Origin of the sequence: Pseudomonas sp. NBRC 111123, from assembly GCF_001320205.1 — a bacterium.
In the GTDB taxonomy this organism is placed as follows: domain Bacteria; phylum Pseudomonadota; class Gammaproteobacteria; order Pseudomonadales; family Pseudomonadaceae; genus Aquipseudomonas; species Aquipseudomonas putida_J.
Window position 1 is genome coordinate 92306 of the sequence record NZ_BCAZ01000002.1, and the last position, 22704, is coordinate 115009.

20 protein-coding genes are annotated in these 22704 nt (G+C 60.9%); 11 read left to right on the plus strand and 9 right to left on the minus strand.

Features of this window, described 5'->3' with window-relative positions:
* Positions 1-109: 109 nt before the first annotated feature.
* Positions 110-976: a transcriptional regulator HexR gene (gene hexR / locus APH27_RS01640; protein ID WP_027917078.1), complete on the minus strand. Its 867-nt coding sequence runs from the start codon at positions 974-976 to the stop codon at positions 110-112.
* Positions 977-1079: 103 nt separating this feature from the next.
* Between hexR and zwf the strand changes: the two genes are divergently transcribed.
* A complete protein-coding gene (zwf, locus tag APH27_RS01645) occupies positions 1080-2522 on the plus strand; it encodes a glucose-6-phosphate dehydrogenase (RefSeq protein ID WP_027917079.1) in 1443 nt (480 codons plus the stop codon).
* 12 nt (positions 2523-2534) lie between these two features.
* Here the strand turns inward: zwf and APH27_RS01650 are convergent, their stop codons facing one another.
* The gene (locus APH27_RS01650; RefSeq protein WP_060483817.1) at positions 2535-4895 is read right to left on the minus strand and encodes a bifunctional diguanylate cyclase/phosphodiesterase; all 2361 of its coding nucleotides are present in this window, start codon (positions 4893-4895) and stop codon (positions 2535-2537) included.
* Between the two features lie 219 nt (positions 4896-5114).
* On the opposite strand from APH27_RS01650, the gene APH27_RS01655 reads away from it, so the two are divergent.
* The 4 genes from APH27_RS01655 (at position 5115) to APH27_RS01670 (ending at position 9278) form a co-directional block, all read left to right on the plus strand.
* The gene (locus APH27_RS01655) at positions 5115-5432 is read left to right on the plus strand and encodes a hypothetical protein (protein ID WP_060483880.1); all 318 of its coding nucleotides are present in this window, start codon (positions 5115-5117) and stop codon (positions 5430-5432) included.
* A 142-nt stretch (positions 5433-5574) separates the two neighbouring features.
* On the plus strand, positions 5575-7761 hold the full coding sequence (gene uvrD / locus APH27_RS01660; protein WP_027917082.1) for a DNA helicase II: 2187 nt from the start codon (positions 5575-5577) through the stop codon (positions 7759-7761).
* Between the two features lie 140 nt (positions 7762-7901).
* The gene (locus APH27_RS01665) at positions 7902-8756 is read left to right on the plus strand and encodes a Tim44 domain-containing protein (protein WP_027917083.1); all 855 of its coding nucleotides are present in this window, start codon (positions 7902-7904) and stop codon (positions 8754-8756) included.
* A 114-nt stretch (positions 8757-8870) separates the two neighbouring features.
* Entirely contained in the window at positions 8871-9278 is a 408-nt protein-coding gene (locus tag APH27_RS01670; RefSeq protein ID WP_027917084.1) for an SMI1/KNR4 family protein, read from the plus strand.
* 127 nt (positions 9279-9405) lie between these two features.
* On the opposite strand, the gene APH27_RS01675 is transcribed toward APH27_RS01670, so the two are convergent.
* A complete protein-coding gene (locus APH27_RS01675; protein ID WP_027917085.1) occupies positions 9406-11166 on the minus strand; it encodes a cation:proton antiporter in 1761 nt (586 codons plus the stop codon).
* Positions 11167-11497: 331 nt separating this feature from the next.
* On the opposite strand from APH27_RS01675, the gene APH27_RS01680 reads away from it, so the two are divergent.
* Positions 11498-11983, plus strand: coding sequence for an acyl-CoA thioesterase (locus APH27_RS01680; RefSeq protein WP_027917086.1), 486 nt, complete (start codon positions 11498-11500; stop codon positions 11981-11983).
* Here the strand turns inward: APH27_RS01680 and pdxY are convergent.
* Positions 11980-12852, minus strand: coding sequence for a pyridoxal kinase PdxY (gene pdxY, locus APH27_RS01685; RefSeq protein ID WP_060483818.1), 873 nt, complete (start codon positions 12850-12852; stop codon positions 11980-11982). The two genes, APH27_RS01680 and pdxY, sit on opposite strands and share 4 nt — an antisense overlap.
* A gap of 120 nt (positions 12853-12972) precedes the next feature.
* Between pdxY and APH27_RS01690 the strand changes: the two genes are divergently transcribed.
* On the plus strand, positions 12973-13365 hold the full coding sequence (locus APH27_RS01690) for a DUF3301 domain-containing protein (protein ID WP_027917088.1): 393 nt from the start codon (positions 12973-12975) through the stop codon (positions 13363-13365).
* Positions 13366-13493: 128 nt separating this feature from the next.
* On the opposite strand, the gene APH27_RS01695 is transcribed toward APH27_RS01690, so the two are convergent.
* The 3 genes from APH27_RS01695 to zigA are packed head-to-tail and all read right to left on the minus strand — an operon-like array spanning position 13494 to position 16336.
* Entirely contained in the window at positions 13494-14465 is a 972-nt protein-coding gene (locus APH27_RS01695) for a GTP-binding protein (protein WP_060483819.1), read from the minus strand.
* A 39-nt stretch (positions 14466-14504) separates the two neighbouring features.
* The gene (locus APH27_RS01700; protein ID WP_060483820.1) at positions 14505-15131 is read right to left on the minus strand and encodes a DUF1826 domain-containing protein; all 627 of its coding nucleotides are present in this window, start codon (positions 15129-15131) and stop codon (positions 14505-14507) included.
* Entirely contained in the window at positions 15128-16336 is a 1209-nt protein-coding gene (gene zigA, locus APH27_RS01705) for a zinc metallochaperone GTPase ZigA (RefSeq protein WP_027917091.1), read from the minus strand. Before zigA ends, APH27_RS01700 begins: the two co-directional genes overlap by 4 nt.
* A 112-nt stretch (positions 16337-16448) precedes the next feature.
* Here zigA and APH27_RS01710 point away from each other — a divergent pair, with 112 nt between their 5' ends.
* Both APH27_RS01710 and folE2 read left to right on the plus strand, forming a co-directional pair.
* On the plus strand, positions 16449-16829 hold the full coding sequence (locus APH27_RS01710; protein WP_060483821.1) for a hypothetical protein: 381 nt from the start codon (positions 16449-16451) through the stop codon (positions 16827-16829).
* Positions 16830-16850: 21 nt separating this feature from the next.
* On the plus strand, positions 16851-17741 hold the full coding sequence (gene folE2 / locus APH27_RS01715) for a GTP cyclohydrolase FolE2 (RefSeq protein ID WP_027917093.1): 891 nt from the start codon (positions 16851-16853) through the stop codon (positions 17739-17741).
* A gap of 3 nt (positions 17742-17744) precedes the next feature.
* On the opposite strand, the gene APH27_RS01720 is transcribed toward folE2, so the two are convergent.
* On the minus strand, positions 17745-18272 hold the full coding sequence (locus tag APH27_RS01720) for a DUF3617 domain-containing protein (protein WP_060483822.1): 528 nt from the start codon (positions 18270-18272) through the stop codon (positions 17745-17747).
* Positions 18273-18402: 130 nt separating this feature from the next.
* On the opposite strand from APH27_RS01720, the gene cls reads away from it, so the two are divergent.
* Positions 18403-19842 (plus strand): cardiolipin synthase, encoded by a 1440-nt coding sequence (gene cls / locus APH27_RS01725; protein ID WP_027917095.1) that lies wholly within the window; start codon positions 18403-18405, stop codon positions 19840-19842.
* Between the two features lie 47 nt (positions 19843-19889).
* On the opposite strand, the gene cfaB is transcribed toward cls, so the two are convergent.
* Entirely contained in the window at positions 19890-21074 is a 1185-nt protein-coding gene (gene cfaB / locus APH27_RS01730; RefSeq protein ID WP_060483823.1) for a C17 cyclopropane fatty acid synthase CfaB, read from the minus strand.
* Positions 21075-21282: 208 nt separating this feature from the next.
* Here cfaB and lpdA point away from each other — a divergent pair, with 208 nt between their 5' ends.
* The gene (lpdA, locus tag APH27_RS01735; protein WP_027917097.1) at positions 21283-22683 is read left to right on the plus strand and encodes a dihydrolipoyl dehydrogenase; all 1401 of its coding nucleotides are present in this window, start codon (positions 21283-21285) and stop codon (positions 22681-22683) included.
* Positions 22684-22704: the final 21 nt, after the last annotated feature.

Sequence of the window (22704 nt, forward strand, 5' to 3'; positions counted from 1 at the left end):
GTGAAATTTGCTTTGCCTTTGCGGGCCTCTTCGCGGGCAAGCCCCGCTCCCACAGGAATGGCACCGCCTTCAGTACGCGTAAGCGCGAAAGGGCCGGATCAGGCGGAACTCAGTCGTCGGTAGCCTTGATCGACTTGGGCGATAGCCGCAGGCTGCGCAGGCTGCGTTTGACGCTCTTCAGGTGATTGACCAAGCTCGGCCCGCGGGCCATGGCCACGCCCATGGCCAGCACGTCGATCACCACCAGGTGAGCGATACGCGAGGTCAGTGGGGTGTAGATCTCGGTGTCTTCGTGTACATCGATCGCCAGGTTGACTGTCGACAGCTCCGCCAGCGGTGTCGCGCTCGGGCACAGGGTGATCAGGTTGGCACCACTTTCACGCACCAGGTTGGCGGTGATCAGCAGGTCCTTGGAGCGCCCCGACTGGGAAATGCACACTGCTACGTCGCCTGGCTTCAACGTCACTGCCGACATTGCCTGCATGTGCGGGTCAGAGTACGCCGCGGCGCTGAGCAGCAAGCGGAAGAACTTGTGCTGGGCGTCGGCGGCCACTGCACCGGATGCGCCAAAACCATAGAACTCCACGCGTTGTGCCTGAGCCATGGCACTCACGGCCTGTTGCAGGGCCTGTGGGTCGAGGTGCTCGCGCACTTCCATCAGGGTGTGCAGCGTAGTGTCGAAAATTTTCAGGCTGTAGTCGGCAACCGAGTCGTCTTCATGGATCGCAAACTGCCCAAAACTGGCGCCAGCGGCCAGGCTTTGCGCCAGCTTGAGCTTGAGATCCTGGAAGCCCGAACAACCGATCGCCCGGCAGAAACGCACGATGGTCGGCTCGCTGATGCCCACGCTGTGCGCCAGGTCGGCCATGGAGCTGTGCATCACGGCAGCCGGGTCGAGCAGCACGTGGTCAGCCACTTTGAGTTCCGATTTGCGCAGCAGGTGGCGCGATTGGGCGATATGTTGCAACAGATTCACGGGCTGGACTCGGTTATGATCGGCTGGCCGGGATGTAGCTTTCTTGTAGTTATACTACATGGACGCCAACCCGCCCAGTTAAACGAACGTGGAGAGTGGTGGTTTGACTATTCCTTGCGACATTCTGGTGTTCGGTGGCACCGGTGACCTGGCCCTGCACAAACTGCTGCCAGCGCTCTATCACCTGTATCGCGAGGCACGCCTTAACAACGCGGTACGCATCATTGCCCTCGCCCGCCGCCACATAAGCCGTAACGAGTACCTCAAGCTTGCCGAGCGCCATTGCCGGGCACAGATCGCCCGTAACGATTTCGAGGAAGAAGTGTGGCAGCGCTTTTCCGCACGACTGGACTACTTCCCCATGGACGCTGCGCAAAGCGCCGACTTCAGTCGTCTGGCCCGCTACCTCGGCGAGCCGGGAGGGCTGACCCGCATCTACTACCTGGCCACTGCACCCAACCTCTTCGTACCGATCGCCAACCACCTGCGCATTGCCGGGCTGGCCGACCACGAAGCGCGTATCGTGCTGGAAAAGCCGATCGGCCACTCACTGGCATCCGCCACCGCCATCAACGAGGCGATCGGCGCAGTGTTCGATGAATCGCAGGTGTTTCGCATCGACCACTACCTGGGCAAGGAAACCGTGCAGAACCTGATGGCCCTGCGCTTTGCCAATGCCCTGCTGGAGCCCGTGTGGCGCAACGGTCAGGTCGACCATGTGCAGATCAGCGTGTGCGAAACCCTCGGCGTGGAAAACCGTGGTGGCTACTACGACCGCGCCGGGGCAACCCGCGACATGCTGCAGAATCACCTGCTGCAGCTGCTGTGCCTGGTGGCCATGGAGCCACCCGCGCAGTTCGAGGCCGAAGCCGTGCGCGACGAGAAAGTGAAGATCCTGCGAGCCCTCAAACCCATCACTGGCCAGGACGTGCAAGACAAGACCGTGCGCGGCCAGTACGGTCCCGGGCACATTGGCGGCCAGGAAGTACCGGCCTACTACTTCGAGAAAGACGTCGACAACGACACCGACACCGAAACCTTCGTCGCCGTGCACGCCCACGTCGACAACTGGCGCTGGGCCGGCGTGCCCTTCTACCTGCGCACCGGCAAGCGCATGGCACGGCGCTCGTCGCAGATCGTCATCCAGTTCAAGCCGGTGCCCCACGAGCTGTTCAACGGCGGCCAGGTCAACCAGTTGCTGATCCAGCTGCAACCTGAGGAACGCATCAGCCTGCGCATGATGACCAAGAGCCCCGGCAAGGGCATGCGCCTGGAACCGGTCGACCTGGACCTGAACCTTGCCCAGGTATTCGGCCAGACCCGCCGCTGGGACGCCTACGAACGCCTGCTGCTGGACATTCTGGAGGGCGATTCGACGCTGTTCATGCGCCGCGACGAAGTGGAAGCCGCCTGGGCCTGGATCGACCCGATCATCAAGGGTTGGGAAGAGCACTTCCAGGCGCCCCGCCACTACGCAGCCGGCAACAACGGCCCGGAACAGGCCAACAGCCTGCTGGCCAGGCATGGCAGGCACTGGCACAGCTGAGTGTTGGTGCGCTCAAGGCGCCCACGGACGGGCAAGCATCTGCCTGAACTCAGGCTCCGGGATGGGCCTGCTGATCAGGTAGCCTTGTGCCTCATCACAGGCCTGCTCACGCAGGAACGCCAGTTGTTCTTCCGTTTCTACGCCCTCCGCCACCACCTTCAGGCCCAGGCTCCTGGACATGGTGATGATCGCGCGGGTGATGGCCGCATCTTGGCTGCCTTCGTGCAACCCCCGGATGAATGCCTGATCGATCTTCACGTAGTCCACCGGCAGGCGCTTGAGGTAACTCAATGACGAATAGCCCGTACCAAAATCGTCGATGGCCAGTTTCACGCCCAACGCATGCAATTGCTGGAAGGTCGAGATGATGTGCTCGACGCTGTCCAGCAGCTGGCTTTCGGTAAGCTCCAGCTCCAGCAGATACGGTGCCAACCCGGTTTCCTCAAGCACCTGGCGCACCTGGCTGACCAGCTTGCCCTGACGCAGCTGGTAGACCGACAGGTTGACCGAAACCCGCACCTCCAGCCCTTGGCGTTGCCATTCGCGCGCTTGCCTGCAGGCATGGCGGAGTACGAACTCACCGATAGGGGCAATCAGCCCGGTTTCTTCCGCCAGGCCTATGAACTCCCCTGGCGGCACCATGCCCCACTCTGGATGCTGCCAACGCACCAATGCCTCGGCGGCATGCAAGTACCCGCTGAGCAGGCACAGCTTGGGCTGGTAATAGACCATCAGCTGCTCTTCCTCGATGGCCTTGCGTAGCTGGTTCTCCAGCTGCAGGCGCTCGAGGGAGCTGGCACGCAGGCTCTCGGTATAGAACTGGAAGTTGTCGCCGCCCAGATGCTTGGCATGCTGCATGGCCATGTCTGCCTGGCTGATCAGGGCATCGGCATCGAGCATGGCATCGGACAGCACACTGATGCCCACCGAAGCACTGACCACGACCTCGTGCCCATCGAGCCGCTGCGGCTTGCGCAACTTGTTCAACAACCGGGTGGTGACCCGTACCAGGCTCGACAGGTTGCTGTAGCCATCGAACAGGACGGCAAACTCATCGCCGGAAAGCCGCGCCACGGTATCCGCCTCGGGAACGGTACTCACGATGCGCCGGGCTATCTTGTGAATCAGCTGATCAGCCAGTTCATGGCCCAAGCTTTCATTGAGCAGCTTGAAGCGGTCCAGATCGACATGCAGCAGGGCAAGGCTACGGCCATTGCTGCGCACGCGTTGCGCGGCTTCCTGCAGACGCAGCCGGAACAGTGACCGGTTGGCCAGCCCGCTCAATTCGTCGTAGTGCGCCAAGTAGCGCAGGCGCTCTTCGGACGCCCGACGCGCCGAGAGGTCGGTGAAAAAGCCGACCACCTGGCTCAAGTCGCCCTGGGTATCGCGTACAGCTGTCAATTGCAGCCGTTGCGGATGCAGTTCGCCTAGCTTGCGTGCCTCTACCAGTTCACCCTGCCAGCCACCTTGCTGCGCCAGCGCCAATTCGATCGCCTGGCTGTGCCGGCGCACATCGCTGTGGCACGGTAATTCGAACAACTCGCGCGCCAGCAGCTCGGAGCGGTGGTAGCCGGTCATCTGGCAATAGGCCTGGTTAACTGCAAGCACCACGAAATCGGCACTGAGGATCACCACGCCTTCATTGCAAGCTTCGAACACCGTTGCAGCGAGGCGCTGCTGTTCTTCGAGCACCTTCTGCGCAGAGATCCGTTGCAGGTCCTGGTTCAACGCTTGGTTCTGGAAACGCCGCAGCAGGCTGCGGTCGAGCAGCCGGTTCACCTGCCAGGCCACTACCACCAGCGCCGCCAGCAGTATCAGGCCTAGCCAGCCCCAACCACGTTGCAGCCCCGCCTGGAAGTAGAACAGGAACAGGATGGGCGGCAACAGACAGGGCAAGGCAAAACTGAGAAAGGCCGGCAGGCTGACTGCATAAGCAATGCTCGCACTCAAGCTGGCCATGCCCAACAGGCCGAACACCCAGGCCTGCTGCACGAAGTTGACTTCCGGCACCAGGGCGATCGCGGCACAAGCCAAGGTCAAGCCACTGAATGCCGAGCCGAACAGGAACATGCGACGCCAGCCCGGATTGGCCTGGCGTTGAGCCGAGGCAGCGTCGAACGCCGCAACCTGGATCACCCGAAGGGCTACCAGCGCCAGCAGCCACACCAGCCACACGCCCACCAGCAGATAACGCCCAGGGCTCCACAACAGCCAGGCGCACAGCAGGCCGTGGAGCAGCATGAACAGTGTGGGTAGCAGAGAGCCTTGATACAGCAGACGCGTTCGCTCGACGAAGAGCTGGGTGGCGAACTGCCTGCGCACGTTCCTTGTCATCTCCAGCGATACTCCGATCGCCGTGCAGTCCTGGGTCATAGCGCTGGTTCTTGTGGAGTTCTTGTCATGGTTGGCACTAAACGAGCAGCGATCTTACACAAACAGCAAGCCTGGCCAAACTGCTCAGGGTCATCTTTCACCACATGCAGGTGCAAACATCGGTATACCTGAAATGCTGCCAAATCCTATCGGCGCCCATGGAAAAGGAAAGTAGTGCTGCGCCAGTCGGCGCTACTTTCAATTACCAAGGGCCTCATCATGACCACGATCAAGAACCTGATTGCCTACAACAGCGATGTACCAGGCGAGCCGACTTACTTCGAAGTGCAAGGAACTGTGACGGTTGCCCACCCTGGCATTGAGCCTGTTTTGGTAGAACCGACGGTACGTCATCGCGGAGGCTGGGAAACCCTCGAGCTGCTACTGGTGGAGAAGGAAGGCATTTTCACGCAGGTCGTTACCGAGAAGAATGTGTTCTTCAGGCGCGAAGGCCGTAGTACGTGGGGGTCTCTGGAGGTCATCGAGCCTGCAGGTTCGCAAAGGGTTCGAATCGGCTACCGCCAGGCCATCGAGTAAGCGCCTTGAACGTCAGCCTGATCGCAGCCATGCGGCGATCAGGCAAGCGCTGGCGCCAGATCCCGATGAGCGACAGTGCCCAAGGTGAATATTTATACAGTAGGTGTTTGCCCCATAACCGGCCTCCCCCTAGAATGGCCGGATGCACACAGATGACCTCTCCCTCCTGCTGAATTCCCTCAACGATGCCCAACGCCAGGCCGTCGCGGCCACGCTTGGGCGTCAGCTGGTGCTTGCTGGCGCCGGCTCCGGTAAAACCCGCGTGCTGGTGCACCGCATCGCCTGGCTGATCCAGGTCGAGCAGGCCTCGCCGCACTCGATCCTGTCGGTGACCTTCACCAACAAGGCTGCCGCCGAAATGCGCCAGCGGATCGAGCAGTTGCTGGGCATCAACCCAGCGGGCATGTGGGTAGGCACCTTCCACGGCCTGGCGCACCGCCTGCTGCGAGCGCATTGGCAGGAAGCACGCCTGGTGCAGAACTTCCAGATCCTCGACAGTGATGATCAGCAACGGCTGATCAAGCGCGTCATGCGCGAACTCGGCCTGGACGAGCAGAAATGGCCGGCGCGTCAGGCCCAATGGTTCATCAACGGGCAAAAGGACGAGGGCCTGCGCCCGCAACATATCCAGGCCAGCGGCGACCTGTTCCTGCAGACCATGCGCGATGTCTACAGCGCCTATGAGCAGGCCTGTGAACGCGCCGGGGTCATCGATTTCTCCGAACTGCTGCTACGCGCCCTCGACCTGTGGCGCGACCACCCTGGCCTGCTGGAACACTACCAGCGGCGCTTCCGCCACCTGCTGGTGGACGAGTTCCAGGACACCAACGCCGTGCAATACGCCTGGCTGCGCCTGCTGGCGGGCAAGAACGGCGGCAGCCTGATGGCCGTGGGCGACGACGACCAGTCCATCTATGGCTGGCGCGGCGCCAAGATCGAGAACATTCACCAGTACACCGCCGACTTCCCAGACGCCGAAACGATCCGCCTGGAGCAGAACTACCGCTCAACCGGTGGCATCCTCAAGGCCGCCAACGCGCTGATCGCCAACAACAGCGGGCGCCTGGGCAAGGAACTGTGGACCGACATGGGCGAAGGCGAGCCACTGACGCTGTATGCCGCCTACAACGAACACGATGAAGCGCGCTATGTGGTCGAGACCATCGAGAGCCTGATCAAGCAAGGCAGCGCACGCAACGACATCGCCATCCTTTACCGCTCCAACGCCCAGTCGCGGGTGCTGGAAGAAGCGCTGTTGCGCGAGCGCATCCCCTACCGCATCTACGGCGGTCAGCGCTTCTTCGAACGCGCCGAAATCAAGAACGCCATGGCCTACCTGCGCCTGATCGAAGGCCGTGGCAACGATGCGGCGCTGGAGCGGGTAATCAATGTGCCGCCACGCGGGATCGGCGAGAAAACCGTCGAAGCCATTCGCGAGCATGCCCGCCACAGCCAGCTGTCGATGTGGGAGGCCATGTGCCAGCTGCTGGCCGCCAAGGCGCTGAAAGGCCGCGCCGCCTCCGCCCTGGGTGCCTTCATCGAATTGATCGAGGGCCTTGCCAGCAAGGTCGCCGATATGCCGCTGCACACCATGACCCAAACGGCCATCGAGCAGTCCGGCCTGATCATTTATCACCAGGAAGAAAAGGGTGAAAAGGGCCAGGCACGCGTAGAAAACCTTGAGGAACTGGTCAGCGCCGCGCGCAACTTCGAAACCAGCGAAGACGATGCCGATCTGTCGCCGCTGTCGGCCTTCCTTGGCCATGCCTCGCTGGAGGCTGGCGATGCCCAGGCGGACGAGCACGAAGACAGCATCCAGCTGATGACCCTGCACAGCGCAAAAGGCCTGGAATTCCCCTATGTGTTCCTGGTGGGCATGGAAGAAGGCCTGTTCCCGCACAAGATGAGCCTGGAAGAACCCGGTCGCCTGGAAGAGGAACGCCGTCTGGCTTACGTGGGTATCACCCGCGCCATGCGCCAGCTGATCATGACCTATGCCGAGACCCGCCGCCTGTACGGCAGCGAGACCTACAACAAGGTCTCTCGTTTCGTACGTGAGATTCCGAGTGGGCTGGTACAGGAAGTACGCCTTTCCAACAGTGTCAGTCGACCGTTCGGCGGCTCGACGAGCACCACCAGCAGCCTGTTCGCCAATGCCACTATCCCGCAGACCGCCTTCAACCTTGGCCAGCGCGTGCAGCACGCGGTGTTTGGCGAAGGGGTGATCCTCAACTTCGAGGGCTCCGGCGCCCAGGCACGGGTGCAGGTGAACTTTGCTGAAGGCAGCAAATGGCTCATGCTGGGGTACGCCAAGCTCGAGGCCATCTGAAATCAGACGCGCTCCTACAAGAGCAACAGGCAGGCCTGTCACATTCAGGCAAAAGCTGGAAACATCTTGTCGCTGGTCATGTGCGCAGTAACCTGTGCACCATGGCGCGCGTGCAATCCACAACAGGGGAAATCCCATTTATGCAACGTTTTCTTAGCATCGCACTGGCGCTCTGCGTTGGCCTGACGCTGAGCCTGGACGCCAACGCCAAGCGCTTCGGCGGCGGCAAGAGCTCGGGCGCCGCGCCTATCCACCAGACCCGCCAGGCTACGCCAACCACGCCTGCTGCCGCGCCGACCGCTCCTGGCCGCGCCCCGGCCGCCGCCAGCGGTGCTTCGCGCTGGCTGGGCCCGCTGGCAGGCCTCGCCGCCGGTGGCCTGCTGGCTTCCATGTTCATGGGTGACGGCTTCCAGGGCATGCAGATCATGGACTTCCTGATCATGGGCCTGATCGCCTTCCTGGTGTTCCGCTTCATTGCCGCACGCCGTCGTCAGCAGCAGCCACAAGTGGCCGCTCCAGGCCACGCACCGTTCCAGCGTGAAGCGCATGGCCAGCCTGCCCAGCCATCGATCTTCGGTGGTTCGGCCGCCCCTGCCGCTGCCGCCGCTCCGGCCATCAACGCACCGGCCTGGTTCAATGAGCAGAGCTTCCTTGCTGCGGCCCGTAGCCACTTCCAGTCGCTGCAGCAGCACTGGGATGCCAACGAGATGGACAAGATCGCCGAGTTCGTCACCCCGCAGATGCTCGAGTTCCTCAAACGCGAGCGCGCTGACCTGGGTGATGGCTTCCAGTCCACCTACATCGATGACCTTGATGTGCAACTGGACGGTGTCGACGATCGCGCCGACCGCACCGACGCCACCCTGACCTTCCGTGGCGTGTCGAAGACCTCGCGCTTCGACCAGGGCGAAGCCTTCAGCGAAAGCTGGCACATGGTTCGCGCCCAGGGCGAGAACCAGCCTTGGCTGGTCGCCGGTATCCGTCAAAACGGTTAACAGCCGCACGTTGCACAAAAAACCCTGGGCCTGTCCCGGGGTTTTTGCTTTTGCCAGAGCGGGCTACTAGGGTATAACGCGCAGCGTTGTCATCAAGGTCAGAGGATGTAAACCGTGGAAGAAGTGATTGAACAACTCCGTGAAGCCAATGAACCCGTTCCGGTGCCGCTGGAGCTTCCCGACGAAGACCAACTGGTCGAGATCGAAGAACAGCTGTTCATCAACATTCCGTTCGTGTTCAAAGAGTTTCTGCTGACCGTCAGCGATGTGGTGTACGGCTCGCTGGAACCGGTAACCTGCACCGATCCGCAATCCCACACCTACCTGCCCGACGTCGCTGCCAACGCCTGGGATGCCGGTGTTCCACGTGACCTGATTCCACTGTGCGAAGACGGCAACAACTACTACTGCGTCGAAGAAGACGGCACCGTGGTGTTGTGGGAAGGCGACGAAGAGGCCGTTGCCGAGGAAAGCTGGGAGTCGGTGTGGCACTGGGCACGGGACGTGTGGCTGGAGAGCTGACACACAGGTAAAGCCACGGCTTAGTGCCATCAGTTCAGGTAAAGTCGCCAGGCTTTCAGCGCCTGGCGACATCGTTACCGCTCAATCCCCTCGGACGACGGTGAAATCTTGCGCAGAGGGCATGCCCTCAGTGCGTATGATCGCGACTGTTCTCCAGCGTCTCCAGCAAGGCGATCTGCATCCGTGAATGCACGCGGATAAACCAGCGCCACAGCAACGACACCACCACCGCCGCGACCACAGCTATCACCAGCAACAGTTCGCTGGTCGGCAGAATGCTTGCCGACAATGCCGAAAGCAGCAGAAAGATCACCAGCAGCGACAGCAGCGGAATCACTTCGGCAACTACGCGACGCACGCGCTGGGTGTGCCGCCCGGCCATTTCTGGCTTCACTCCCATTTCTGCCAACAGCATCGACAGCGCCTTGAGCTTGCGATAAGCGGCAATCAGGAACGGCAGCGACAGCAGTAGCGCCGCGCCCCAGATCAGCGCCTTCTGCTGGCTGACATCAGTCACCCACTCGGTGAGCCAAGCGCCGATGCGCCCGGCGAAATATCCGCCACTGAAGAAGATCGCGATCACCAACGCCAGATTGACGCCGACCTGCAGCAGGATGCGCCTGATCATCGCTGCCAGCATGGCGCTTTCACCTTGCGGCTGAATGTTGCGCAACCATTCCCCATAAAGTGACAGCACCCGCGCCAGTCGCCGTGGCACGACGTTGCCAAGCTTCTGCGACAGCGGATCGGCGGCGCGAATCAGGTAAGGCGTCAGCAGCGTGGTGATGGCCGACACCGCCACAGCCACCGGGTAAAGGAAGTCGCTGGTGACCTGTAAGGTCATACCCAGGGCCGCGATGATGAAGGAGAATTCGCCAATCTGCGAAAGACCCATGCCCACTCGCAGCGAGGTACGGCCATCGTTGCCAGCAATGAATGCGCCCATGCCACACGACAGCATCTTGCCCAGCACCACCGCCAAGGTGATGACCACGATCGGCCAGGCATAGTCCACCAGCACCTGCGGATCAATCATCAGGCCGATGGCAACGAAGAAGATCGCGCTGAACAGGTCGCGCACGGGCTCGATCAGGCGTTCGATCTTCAGCAACTGGCGCGACTCGGCCATGATTGCACCGATCAGGAAGGCCCCCAGCACCATGCTGTATTCCAGCTTGACTACCAGCAGGCAGAAGCCGAAGCACAGCCCCAGTACGGTAATCAGCAACATCTCGTTGCTTTCGAATTTCGCGACGTAGGCCAGTAGCCGCGGCACCAGCAGGATACCGATGACCAGCGCGACGATCATGAACAACGACAGCTTGCCGACCGTCGAGAACACTTCGCCGGAACTGACCGAGCCACTGACGGCGATGCCCGATAGCAAGGCGATGATGCCGATGCCGAGGATGTCTTCGACGATCAGCACGCCGAAGATCAGCTGGGCGAAGCGCTCGTTCTTCATCTTCAGGTCGTTCAGTGCCTTGACGATGATGGTGGTCGAGGAAATCGCCAGGATCGCGCCAAGGAACAGCGCGTCCATGGTATTCCAGCCGAACCAGCGGCCGATCTCGAAACCGATCCAGATCATCAGGACGATTTCCAGGAACGCCGCGATGAATGCCGTGGCACCCACCTTGAACAGCTTGCGCAGGCTGAACTCCAGGCCCAGGCAGAACATCAGGAAAATCACCCCCAGCTCGGCCAGGGTCTTGATCGTGTCTTCATCGTGGATCAGGCCGAACGGCGGGGTATGCGGGCCGATGATGAAACCCGCAACGATGTAACCCAGCACCACGGGCTGCTTCAGGCGATGAAAGAGAATCGTCACCACACCGGCGACCAGCATGATCACTGCCAGGTCCTGGATGAAGCTGATGGCATGCATGGCGCGATACTCCTTTTCGACTTTGCTGGATGCCCGGGCAGACCGCTCCTCTGCCAAGGCCAAGCCGAGCGAGCAGCAAGTACATACTGTATTGAATGCAGGAAAGCCCATGTTGCATGGGCGTACTCAGGGTAACATCGCACCCCGCCGCAAAAAGCCGGTGCAATATGTAGAAACAGATCGGCCGATCAGCCACCTCTGATGACGCGATCGGCGTGACGATGGAGCGTCCGGCAACGTCCCGTAACAGGAAGGCAAACCTTCAAGAGGGGAACCAGAAGTGTCAGAAGATACCCGCCCCGATTCAGCGCAACCTCACCGTGAGCACACTATGGAACCTGGAAACGCCCAGCTGAGCATGACCGTCCTGATGACCCCGGACATGGCCAACTTTTCTGGCAACGTGCACGGCGGCACCTTGCTCAAGTACCTCGACGAAGTGGCCTATGCCTGCGCCAGCCGCTACGCCGGCAGCTATGTGGTGACCCTGTCGGTCGACCAGGTGATCTTCCGCGAGCCGGTGCACGTCGGCGAGCTTGTGACCTTCCTCGCCTCGGTCAACTACACCGGCAACACGTCGATGGAAGTGGGCATCAAGGTGGTCACCGAGAACATCCGCGAGCGCTCGGTACGCCACTCCAACAGCTGCTTCTTCACCATGGTGGCGGTCGATGACAACCGCCGCCCCGTGCCGGTGCCACCACTTCAGCCGCACTCCAGCGAAGAAAAACGTCGCTTCCTGCAGGGCCAGCAGCGTCGCCAGATCCGCCAGGAACTGGAAAAGCGCTACCAGGACCTGAAAACCGACGGGATCTAGAACGCCAGACGCTGCGCCTCGAAGCGCACGCGCGGGTGGGCGATGCGATCCTGGGCCCGCACCAGCTGCAGTTCGTAGCTGGCGCAGGCCTGAGTTTCCAGCAGCACCTCATGCACGGCCGCCGCAGTGAACTCAAAGGCCTGCTGCCAGTTGTCTCCCAGCAGCACCCGGGCCAGGAACAACCCCGAAGTCAGATCGCCCACGCCAACCGGTTGCCGCGGGAAGGCCAGCAAGGGCCGGCGCAGGTGCCAACTTTCTTCGCGGGTCACCAGCAACATTTCGAACATGTCTTCAGTACGCCCCGGATACACCAGGTGCTTGACCAGCACCACGTGCGGGCCGCGCTCGAGCAAGCTGCGCGCCATGTTCACGCAGTCTTCGAGGGATTGCGCACGACGGCCGCAGAAGCTGTCGAGTTCCAGCTGGTTGGGGCAGAGGATATCCGCCTTGGCCACTGCTTCATCGAGCAGAAATTCACTGACCTCCTGCGGAACGATACAGCCCTTCTCCGCATGGCCCATGACGGGGTCGCACAGGTACAGCGCCTTCGGGTTTACAGCCTTGATCCGCTCGACGCCAGCGAGGATCGCCCGGCCCTGTTCGGCACTGCCCAGGTAACCGGAAAGCACCGCATCACAGTGACCCAACTCGCCGATGTTGGAAATGCCTTCCACCAACGCAGGAATTTGCGCTGGAGCGAGCACTTCACCCGCCCACTGGCCATACTGAGTGTGATTGGAAAACTGTACTGTATTAAGGGGCCAGACATTGATCCCGATACGCTGCATGGGGAACACCGCAGCGCTGTTGCCGGCGTGGCCAAACACCACGTGGGACTGGATGGCGAGCAGATGCGGGGTACGTTTCATGCGGGCGGTTTCCAAAGCAGTTTCAAGGATTGTGCAGCGCGCAGTATGTACTCGATTGCCACCTGTACGACAGGCCAGGGACGCAGTTAAGCTGGTTCGACTTGTTTGGAGCATACGCAAATGTTGACCCTGGAGAATCTCTTCGTCCTGATGTTGCTGGCCACGGCAGGCGCTTGGTTATGGCACAACCATGGGCTGCGCGAGAAAGCCCTGGAGCGGGTCAAACAGCACTGCGCCAAACTCGACCTGGAGCTGCTGGATGACGCCGTTGCGCTCAAACGCATCGCGTTCATCCGCGATGCCAATGGCAGGAAGCGCCTGGCCCGGGTCTACGCCTTCGAGTTCACCGTGACCGGCGAACAGCGCCACCCCGGCACCGTGACCCAGTTCGGCGCCCACAGCGTACAGATCGAACTGGCACCCTACCCGTTCGAGATCAAGACGCCGCCACGGGCTGACAATGTGATCGAGATGCAGCAGTGGCGCCAGGAACACAATCGCTGGCGCAACTGAACCCTGGCTGATCGCTTGTAGGAGCGGCCTTGTGTCGCGAAAGGGCTGCGCAGCAGCCCCCAAAGTTCAGCACAAACGCATAAATTGCTGGGGCTGCTCTGCAGCCCTTTCGCGACACAAGGCCGCTCCTACACGATCAGGCATTTCGCCAGAGCCGTCTGCAACAGCGGCGCTGGCTGCGCCTGCTCGAAGATCAGCTCGATGCGCGAGTCCTTGCGCCAGTCACTCGGCTGCCACTGCGGCAAGTCACCTTCCAGTCCATTTAATGACTGCCATCCATCAGTGCTGTGGATAACTCCCTTGGCGCGCCGCCATGGCCAGGCTGCGAGAAACGCCCGCAAGCGCGGTGGGTCGAATCGCTGACTAGGATGCCAGCGCCAGCCGATGCTCCAACCACCCTCGCCCTCCTGCGCCGAACAAATTGGCAAAGACGGATCTATCCACAGGGCTGCAGGCGCTGTGGATAGACGTGCCCCAGGCAAATTATTCACAGAACCGTCACCCTTTTGACTTGTGGATGAAACAGGGAGCATTTCGAGATCGACCAAGCCCTGCAAGGTCCAAACCTTGTGGATATTAAAAAACTCTTTATTTATCAACAACTTGATATCTTCATCCACAGCGTCGGCTTTGTTTAGCAGAATCAGCGCCGCCACCTGCAAGGCCTGCTGTTGAGCCTCCGGCAGAGGCTCACCTCGCGCCAGTGCCAGAGCATCCAGCACCATCACCAACGGCTGCACCGCCAGTACTCCAGCCCAGGGAGCCAGACCCAGCTGGTTCAACAACTGTAAAGGATGACCCAGCCCGGAAGGCTCGATGAACAGCCGGTCTGGCCGGGCCTTGCGCAGCAGGCGGCCAAGACCAACCTGGAACGGTGTGCCATTCACGCAGCACAGGCAGCCTCCGGCCACCTCGCCGATGACAATACCGTCTTCGTCTCGGCTCATTAGTGCCGCATCGAGGCCGATCTGGCCAAACTCGTTGACCAGCACAGCCCAGCGTTCGCTAACCGGGCGCTGGGCCATCAGCTGGCGAATCAGGCTGGTCTTGCCTGCACCCAAAGGGCCGGCGATGACGTGGGTAGGGATGTTCTGCAGCATGCCAGGACTTCTAAGCGGAGTTCCCCCCACTATGCCCCGTCATGCCAGCCAGTCAAGGCTGAGCAACAGACGCCGCTGTTCACTGGCAGGTGAGCGGTGGATAAGTCCCGCCCCTTCATTGCCCAACCATTTTTCCCCTTTCAGAACAGCCACCTCACCTGGTTTCAGGCTGCGGATGTTATCCACAGGCGCCGCCGCCAGATGCAAGCCGACCCGCTCAACTACGCCTTCTTCCAGCCATTCGCTACCAGGTCCGACGTAGGTGGTCAGCAGACGCAAGGGCACGTTATCCACATGAAAGCGCGGGCACATGGCGCCTTGCAGCACCCGTAGCCGCAACCCCACCCGCCGTGCGCCGAGCAAGCAGGTATAAGCCGAGACCAGCCATTTCACATCGGCGACAAAGCCCTCGTAACCCTGCAGGTCGGCAGCCTCCTGCAGCAAGCCAGGCAATTGCGGTGGCTCGTGCTCGTTCACATCAAGCACACGCTGGTCAGCCAGAGACTGGCCAAGGCTGACCGCCAAGCTAGCAAAGTCTTCAACCTGTGCTGGCAAACGGCGCTGCCAGACGGCGAGGTTCACGCCATCCTGGAAGATCTCGGTGAGTACCTTGGGTGCCTCCCCAAAGGCCTGGCGAATATCCACAGGCCGCAGCGCCGGGTTCATGCTGCTTCCTCGCCATGCCAGGGGCCGAACGGATCCGGCAAACGTAGCCAGGCCATCGGGCCGAGCGCCATTTCCTCATCCTTCAGCAGGCAGGCATCCAGGTCTGTGGATAACTGCGTGAAATCGATGTTCTGCCCGATGAACACCAGCTCCTGCCGGCAGTCACCCGTTTCGGCATGCCAATGCTTGAGGATGTCCGCAATGCTCTGCTCATCTTGCGGCCAATGCTCACGTGGCACAAAACGCCACCAGCGCCCGGCCAGGCCATGGCGCATCATGCCACCGGCCTGCGACCAGCTGCCGGCTTCCTGGAATTTGCTGGCCAGCCAGAAAAAGCCCTTGGAGCGTAGAAGCCGACCATTACTCCAGGAGTTGTGGATAAAGTCGAAGAAGCGTTGTGGATGCAGGGGCCGGCGGGCTTCCCAGGTGGTCGCCGCAATGCCGTACTCCTCGGTTTCCGGGATGTGCTCGCCGCGCAATTCCTGCAGCCAGCCCGGCGCCTGCGCAGCCTGGTCGAAGTCGAACAGCCCGGTGTCGAGAATCCGCGCCAGCGGCACCTGGCCCATGACCATCGGCACAATCTGCGCGCGGGCGTTGAGGCTGCGCAGAATGGCGGTAAGTTCTTCACGCTCGTGCTGGCTGATCAGGTCGATCTTGCTCAGCAACAGCACATCGGCGAACTCGACCTGTTCGATCAACAGGTCGCTGATGGATCGCTCATCTTCTTCACCCAACGTCTCGCCACGGCTGGCCAGGCTATCGGCTTCCTGATAATCGCGCAGGAAGTTCAAGCCATCGACCACGGTGACCATGGTGTCCAGGCGCGCCATGTCGGACAGGCTACGGCCTTGCTCATCGCGGAAGGTGAAGGTCTCGGCGACGGGCAGCGGCTCCGAGATGCCGGTGGACTCGATCAACAAATAGTCGAAGCGGCCTTCCTCGGCGAGCCGCGCGACTTCCTCCAGCAGGTCTTCACGCAGGGTGCAGCAGATGCAGCCGTTGCTCATTTCGACCAGTTTTTCCTCGGCACGGTTGAGGCTGACGTTGCGCTGCACTTCACTGGCATCGATGTTGATTTCACTCATGTCGTTGACGATCACCGCGACCCGAAGGTTGTCGCGATTTCGCAGCACATGGTTAAGCAAGGTGCTCTTTCCGGCCCCCAGGAAGCCGGAAAGCACGGTGACAGGGAGGCGATTGGACATGGTGAAACCTCTTCAGGCGGACGCACTCGAAACGATGCATTGCATAATGTTATAAAGTAACAATACAATTTCGCCAAGTCGTACTCGTCGGATGCGTGCTTCGGAGATGGAAATGAGCCTGTCACCTGCTGCCCTGTTGCTGCTGCTTCTCGCGCCTGTACCTGCCTTGGCACTGGCGCAAAGCAACTCGCTGGCACTGTGCACCCGCAGTGCAACGCTACTCGCCTGCCAGGACGGCAACGGCAGTTACTACAGCGTGCGCACAGAAGGCAGCCATTTCTACTTGCGCGGCTTCGACACGACGACACGCCGGCTTTGGTCGCAGACCAACAGCCGCTACGGCACGCTGACGTTTTTCACGGGGTTGGCCAGCGATGGTGAAGCCTGGTTCGGCTACAGCCGCCGTGTGGGTTGGACCACCCTGAATCGCGTTTCCAGCTCCAGCGGCCAGCGCTTCAATTTGCATTGCAGCCTGGTCGGCGGATGTCGCTGACCCTATTGCCTGGTATCCCGCATGACTATCCTGACGACGCTTCCGGACATTGCCACACAGCCGCAAGAGCACACTGCCCCGCTTGATTGGGTCGGCATGTGCGGTATCGCCTTGCCCATCCAGCTCGACGGCGGTCATGTATCGGCCATGGCCGATGCCGGTGTCAGCTTGATGGATGGCACTGCGCGGGGCATTCACATGTCTCGCCTTTACCTCGCGCTGGAATCGCTTGAACAACAACCTTTGACGCCGTTGGCCATCCGCCGTCTGCTGGCAGACTTTCTCGCCAGCCACGAGGGGCTTTCCAATGCAGCCTATCTCAACCTGGCTTTCGATCACCTGCTCAAACGATCCGCGTTGATCAGCCCACTCGCCGGCTGGAAGCGCTACCCGATTACCCTCGAAGCCAAGATCGAAAATGAAATGTTCCACGTGGAACTTTCAGTTAGCGTGCCCTATTCCTCAACCTGCCCCTGCTCGGCAGCGCTGGCCAGGCAACTGATTCAACAGCAATTCGAGACCGATTTCGCAGAGCAGCAGTTGGAGCGCAGTGCGGTGCTGGAATGGTTGGGCAGCAGTCAAGGCATCGTCGCAACCCCCCACAGCCAGCGCAGCCAGGCGCAGATCAACGTGCGCCTGCAGAACAACCTGGCGGCTATACCGATTACCGAACTGATCGACCGGATTGAGGACAGCCTGGGTACGGCCGTGCAGACCGCCGTAAAACGTGCGGACGAACAGGCGTTCGCTTTGGCCAACGGGCAAAACCTGATGTTCTGTGAAGACGCCGCTCGACGACTGCATGAGTCGCTACGACGATTGGAGTGGGCGAGCGCTTTCAAGCTACGCGTGGAACATGCAGAAAGCCTGCATGCCCACGATGCTGTAGCCTGTAGCCAGTGGCAGTGGTGAAAGTCAGGTCCGGGGTTTGACTGTTCCACAGTCGTTGCCAAGCCATACGGCCCGGGTGTTCATGCTGCCTTGCTGCTGAACGCCTGAGGCATTGAAAGTGCCGTTGACCTGAGTGGTGAATTCCTTGTCGCTGAGGAAAGTCGCCTGGCCGGTACCCTGGGCTTTCGGGCAGCTGAATTGAAATTTCCAGACATTGCCAGTGCGGTCGGTGATCTTCTGCGTACAGCCGGACTTAGGATCCTGCAATGGAATGTCATTGGTCTGCACCTGTTCAGGCGTCAGGCACGACCGCACGCCGTTGCCGCCGATGGTAACGCCCTGCTTGGCCAACACTCCTTCCATCATGGCCCGCTGTTCCGGCGGCAGGTTCTTCAACTGCCCAAGCATGAACTGCATATCAGGTAACGGCTTGCCATCGACCTGCATGTTGCTGGTAGTCAGCTCCCACAGGCCTGGTTGCAACATCTGCGCGTGCACCAGTGGGCTGCTCAGGCCCAAGGCCAGAGCCAACAGTGGCAGACGAATCTTCATGAACGGACGCTCCTCGAAAAGCCGGCCAACTGGCCGGGCTCAGCCTTAGACGCCAAATCCGCTTTCAGGTTGCAAGGCGGACCTGGAACGTGTTCTGTTATCCGCTGTGTATTCGGCAAGCAGGATGCGTATGGATTACCACAGCCCCTACTTCTTCGGCTACGTGCTCGGCCTGATTCACTTGCTTGGCATGATCGCCGCGTTGCATGCAGTGTTCACCGTGCGTACCGCTCAAGGCGCAATCGCCTGGGCCATGTCGCTGTTCTTCATCCCTTACTTCACGCTGATTCCCTACCTGGTTTTTGGTGCGCGCTCCTTCTACGCCTACATCCAGGCCCGACGCCAGGCCAACCAGGAGATGCACGTGGCCATGGCCAACCTCAACTGGCGGCCCTGGGTAGAGGAAGCCCTTACCGCCAGAGAGTCGGAAAGCTACGCCGCCTTGCGTGCCATGCCGAAACTCGGACGAATGCCTTGCCTGGCCAATAACCAAGTGAAGCTGCTGATCAATGGCAAAGCCACCTTTGACGCGATCTTCGCCGCTATCGAGCAGGCACGCGAAGCCGTGCTGGTGCAGTTCTTCATCATCCATGACGACCACCTTGGCAAGGCCCTTCAGCAACTGCTACTGCGCAAGGCCGCCGAGGGGGTGAAAGTCTTCGTGCTGTATGACCGGGTTGGCAGCCACGCCTTGCCCGCCAGCTACAGCCAGGTGCTGCGTGATGGTGGAGTGCAGATCCACGCCTTTGCCACCCGCCGCGGGTGGTTCAATCGCTTCCAGGTCAACTTCCGCAACCACCGCAAGATCGTCGTGGTCGATGGCTTGCTGGGCTTCATCGGCGGGCACAACGTGGGTGACGAGTACCTTGGCAAGAATCCACTTCTGTCACCCTGGCGCGATACCCACGTGCAGATCGGCGGGCCGGTACTGGCCTGCCTGCAAGAGTCATTCGCCGAAGACTGGTACTGGGCCACGCGCCAGCTGCCGCCTTTGATCCTGCCGGACACCTACCCCGACAATGGCGTACTTTGCCAAGCCCTTGCCAGTGGCCCGGCAGACCCGCAGGAAACCTGTTCGCTGTTCTTCATCGAAGCCATCCAGTCGGCGACCAGGCGGGTATGGATCACCAGCCCTTACTTCATTCCGGATGAAGCGGTGTTCGCCGCCTTGCGCCTGGCTGTGCTGCGCGGGGTGGATGTACGTGTGCTGATCCCATCTCGTCCCGATCACAGGATTGTCTATGCAGCCTCAAGCCTGTTTGCTTTCGAGGCGGTTCGGGCGGGGGTGCGCATGTTCCGCTACCAGCCCGGCTTCCTGCACCAGAAGGTGGTGCTGGTGGATGACGAGGTCAGTGCCATCGGCAGCGCGAACCTGGACAACCGCTCGTTCCGGCTCAATTTCGAGATTACCTTGCTGACGGTGGATCGCCTGTTCGCCGACCAAGTGGAGGCTATGTTGCTGGACGACTTCGAGCAGGCCCGCGAGATCACCGCCGAGGATAGCCGCGATACCCACCGTGTTCAGCAACTGGGGATGCGTATAGCACGGCTGATTTCCCCCATTCTTTGAATGACAAAGGGGCCGCTTTTGCGGCCCCTTTGTCCTTCGCAGAACGCTCAACGGTAAAGGTCTTCCCGCGTCCACGGCAGATCATGATGCCCATCGGCATATGGCTTCACCGCCAGGATCTGATGCAGGTTGATCCAGCCCTTCTGGAACGCATAGGCACAACCGGCCAGGTACAAGCGCCAGATTCGCAGGGTCTTTTCCGGCACCACCGCCGCCGCCTTGTGCAACTGGTTCTCCAGGTTCTCGCTCCAGTGATGCAGCGTCTTGGCGTAGTGCAGGCGCAGGCTCTCGACGTCTACCACCTCCAGACCCGCCTCACAGATGCTCGCGCTGATCATCGACAGGTGCGGCAGCTCACCATGGGGGAACACGTAACGGTCGATGAACTCACCTGCCCCGCGCCCGACCGGTCGGCCATCGACATGCTTGGCAGTAATCCCGTGGTTCATGACCACGCCACCTTCGCGCACTGCGCCAAACAATTTCTGGCAATACAGCGGCAGGTTGGCGTGGCCGACGTGTTCGAACATGCCGACGCTGACGACCTTGTCGAAGCGGCCATCCTGAGGCAGGTCGCGGTAGTCGAGAATCTGCAGGTCGACCTTGTCAGCCAGGCCCTCTGCCTTGACCCGCGCGCGCCCGAGCTTGAGCTGCTCCTTGCTCAGGGTGATGCCGAATACCTTGGCGCCATATTCGCGCGCAGCGAACCGCGACAACCCACCCCAGCCACAGCCCACATCGAGCAGGTAATCACCCGCATCCAGGCGCAGCTTGCGGCACAAGTGATCGAACTTGTCCTGTTGAGCTTGATCCAGGGTGTTGTCCGGCTCACGGAAGTAGGCACAGGAATAGGCCATGTCCTGGTCGAGCCAGAGTTGATAGAACTCGTTGGAGACATCGTAGTGGTAGGAAATGGCTTTGGCGTCTGTGCTCTTGTCATGGGACAGACGCGGGGGCGGGGCATCCTCCTCGTCGGTCAGCAACGCTTCGCTGAGCTCGTCGCATACGCGGATGGCTTCACCGATATCACCTTCCAGTTCCAGCTTGCCCTCCACGAATGCAGTACCAAGCTGGTCCATGCTTGGGTGAGTCAGCTGGCTTATCAGCTGTGGCTCCTTGACCAGAATGGTGACCTGCGGGCTTGGGCCCAGATCGAACTGGTTACCGTCCCACAGTTTAAGCCGCAGCGGCAGATGCAGGCTTTGCAGTGCCGGTGGAAGTTGAGCAAGCATGAACACTCCTCCTATCCCTATAAGGCGACGACGCCTGATATTTCGAACGTCGCCGGAACAGAGTAGTTCATTGGTGGGATGTTTCCTCTAAACGAGACCAAGGTCTAGAACCAACCGATCTGATCAAAGCATCAGATTGTATACAATCTGCCCTTCTCAGCTTAACCTTATGCCCCTCTCGCGCTTCCTCATCTGGAGTACAAAACCCATGAAATCCTATGACGTGGTGATCATCGGCGGCGGCCCTGGCGGCTACAACGCAGCGATCCGCGCCGGCCAGCTTGGCCTGAGCGTGGCCTGCGTGGAAGGCCGCTCGACCCTCGGCGGCACCTGCCTGAACGTTGGTTGCATGCCGTCCAAAGCGTTGCTGCACGCCTCCGAGCTTTATGAAGCCGCCCGCGGCGAGGAGTTCGCCCACCTCGGCATCGAAGTGAAGCCGACGCTCAACCTCGCCCAGATGATGAAACAGAAGGACGAGAGCGTGACCGGCCTGACCAAAGGCATCGAGTACCTGTTCCGCAAGAACAAGGTCGACTGGGTAAAAGGTTGGGGCCGCCTGGATGGCGTCGGCAAGGTCATCGTAAAGGCTGAAGATGGCAGCGAGACCGCGCTGCAGGCCAAGGACATCGTCATCGCCACCGGTTCCGAGCCCACTCCCCTGCCCGGCGTGACCATCGACAATCAGCGCATCATCGATTCCACTGGTGCCTTGGCACTGCCACAGGTGCCCAAGCACCTGGTGGTGATCGGGGCGGGTGTCATCGGCCTCGAGCTGGGCTCGGTATGGCGTCGGCTGGGTGCACAGGTCACCGTCATCGAGTACCTCGACCGCATCTGCCCAGGCACCGATGAAGAAACTGCCAAGACCCTGCAAAAAGCCTTGGCCAAGCAAGGCATGGCATTCAAGCTCGGCAGCAAGGTGACCCAGGCTAAGACTGAAACCGACGGTGTCAGCCTGACGCTCGAGCCGGCCGCAGGCGGCGCCGCAGAAACCCTGCAGGCAGACTACGTGCTGGTCGCCATCGGTCGCCGCCCCTATACCAAGGGCCTGAACTTGGAAAGCGTGGGCCTGGAAACTGACAAGCGCGGCATGCTGAGCAACGAGCACCATCGCACTTCGGTCCCCGGCGTGTGGGTGATCGGCGACGTCACCTCCGGTCCGATGCTGGCGCACAAGGCTGAGGACGAAGCGGTTGCCTGCATCGAACGCATCGCCGGCAAGCCGCATGAAGTGAACTACAACCTGATCCCCGGCGTGATCTACACCCGCCCGGAACTGGCTACCGTCGGCAAGACCGAAGAGCAACTGAAGGCCGAAGGCCGCGCCTACAAGGTTGGCAAGTTCCCCTTCACCGCCAACAGCCGCGCCAAGATCAACCACGAGACCGAAGGCTTCGCCAAGGTCATTGCCGATGCCAACACCGATGAGGTGCTCGGCGTGCACCTGGTTGGCCCGAGTGTCAGCGAGATGATCGGCGAGTTCTGCGTGGCCATGGAGTTCGCCGCCTCGGCTGAAGACATCGCCTTGATCTGCCACCCGCACCCAACCCGATCCGAAGCCTTGCGCCAGGCAGCGATGAACGTGCACGGCATGGCCATGCAGATCTGACCTTCTGGCTCCGCCGGTTTT

What these genes read in the sequence shown, in the direction of transcription:
- APH27_RS01655 (WP_060483880.1), top strand. Translation starts at nt 5,115, where the DNA reads ATGACCACGATCAAGAACCTGATTGCCTACAACAGCGATGTACCAGGC.
- APH27_RS01690 (WP_027917088.1), top strand. Translation starts at nt 12,973, where the DNA reads ATGTTGACCCTGGAGAATCTCTTCGTCCTGATGTTGCTGGCCACGGCA.
- APH27_RS01675 (WP_027917085.1), bottom strand. Translation starts at nt 11,166, where the DNA reads ATGCATGCCATCAGCTTCATCCAGGACCTGGCAGTGATCATGCTGGTC.
- cls (WP_027917095.1), top strand. Translation starts at nt 18,403, where the DNA reads ATGGATTACCACAGCCCCTACTTCTTCGGCTACGTGCTCGGCCTGATT.
- APH27_RS01680 (WP_027917086.1), top strand. Translation starts at nt 11,498, where the DNA reads ATGGAACCTGGAAACGCCCAGCTGAGCATGACCGTCCTGATGACCCCG.
- uvrD (WP_027917082.1), top strand. Translation starts at nt 5,575, where the DNA reads ATGCACACAGATGACCTCTCCCTCCTGCTGAATTCCCTCAACGATGCC.
- APH27_RS01720 (WP_060483822.1), bottom strand. Translation starts at nt 18,272, where the DNA reads ATGAAGATTCGTCTGCCACTGTTGGCTCTGGCCTTGGGCCTGAGCAGC.
- zigA (WP_027917091.1), bottom strand. Translation starts at nt 16,336, where the DNA reads ATGTCCAATCGCCTCCCTGTCACCGTGCTTTCCGGCTTCCTGGGGGCC.
- folE2 (WP_027917093.1), top strand. Translation starts at nt 16,851, where the DNA reads ATGACTATCCTGACGACGCTTCCGGACATTGCCACACAGCCGCAAGAG.
- APH27_RS01695 (WP_060483819.1), bottom strand. Translation starts at nt 14,465, where the DNA reads ATGCTGCAGAACATCCCTACCCACGTCATCGCCGGCCCTTTGGGTGCA.
- APH27_RS01665 (WP_027917083.1), top strand. Translation starts at nt 7,902, where the DNA reads ATGCAACGTTTTCTTAGCATCGCACTGGCGCTCTGCGTTGGCCTGACG.
- lpdA (WP_027917097.1), top strand. Translation starts at nt 21,283, where the DNA reads ATGAAATCCTATGACGTGGTGATCATCGGCGGCGGCCCTGGCGGCTAC.
- cfaB (WP_060483823.1), bottom strand. Translation starts at nt 21,074, where the DNA reads ATGCTTGCTCAACTTCCACCGGCACTGCAAAGCCTGCATCTGCCGCTG.
- APH27_RS01700 (WP_060483820.1), bottom strand. Translation starts at nt 15,131, where the DNA reads ATGAACCCGGCGCTGCGGCCTGTGGATATTCGCCAGGCCTTTGGGGAG.
- pdxY (WP_060483818.1), bottom strand. Translation starts at nt 12,852, where the DNA reads ATGAAACGTACCCCGCATCTGCTCGCCATCCAGTCCCACGTGGTGTTT.
- APH27_RS01650 (WP_060483817.1), bottom strand. Translation starts at nt 4,895, where the DNA reads ATGACCCAGGACTGCACGGCGATCGGAGTATCGCTGGAGATGACAAGG.
- APH27_RS01710 (WP_060483821.1), top strand. Translation starts at nt 16,449, where the DNA reads ATGAGCCTGTCACCTGCTGCCCTGTTGCTGCTGCTTCTCGCGCCTGTA.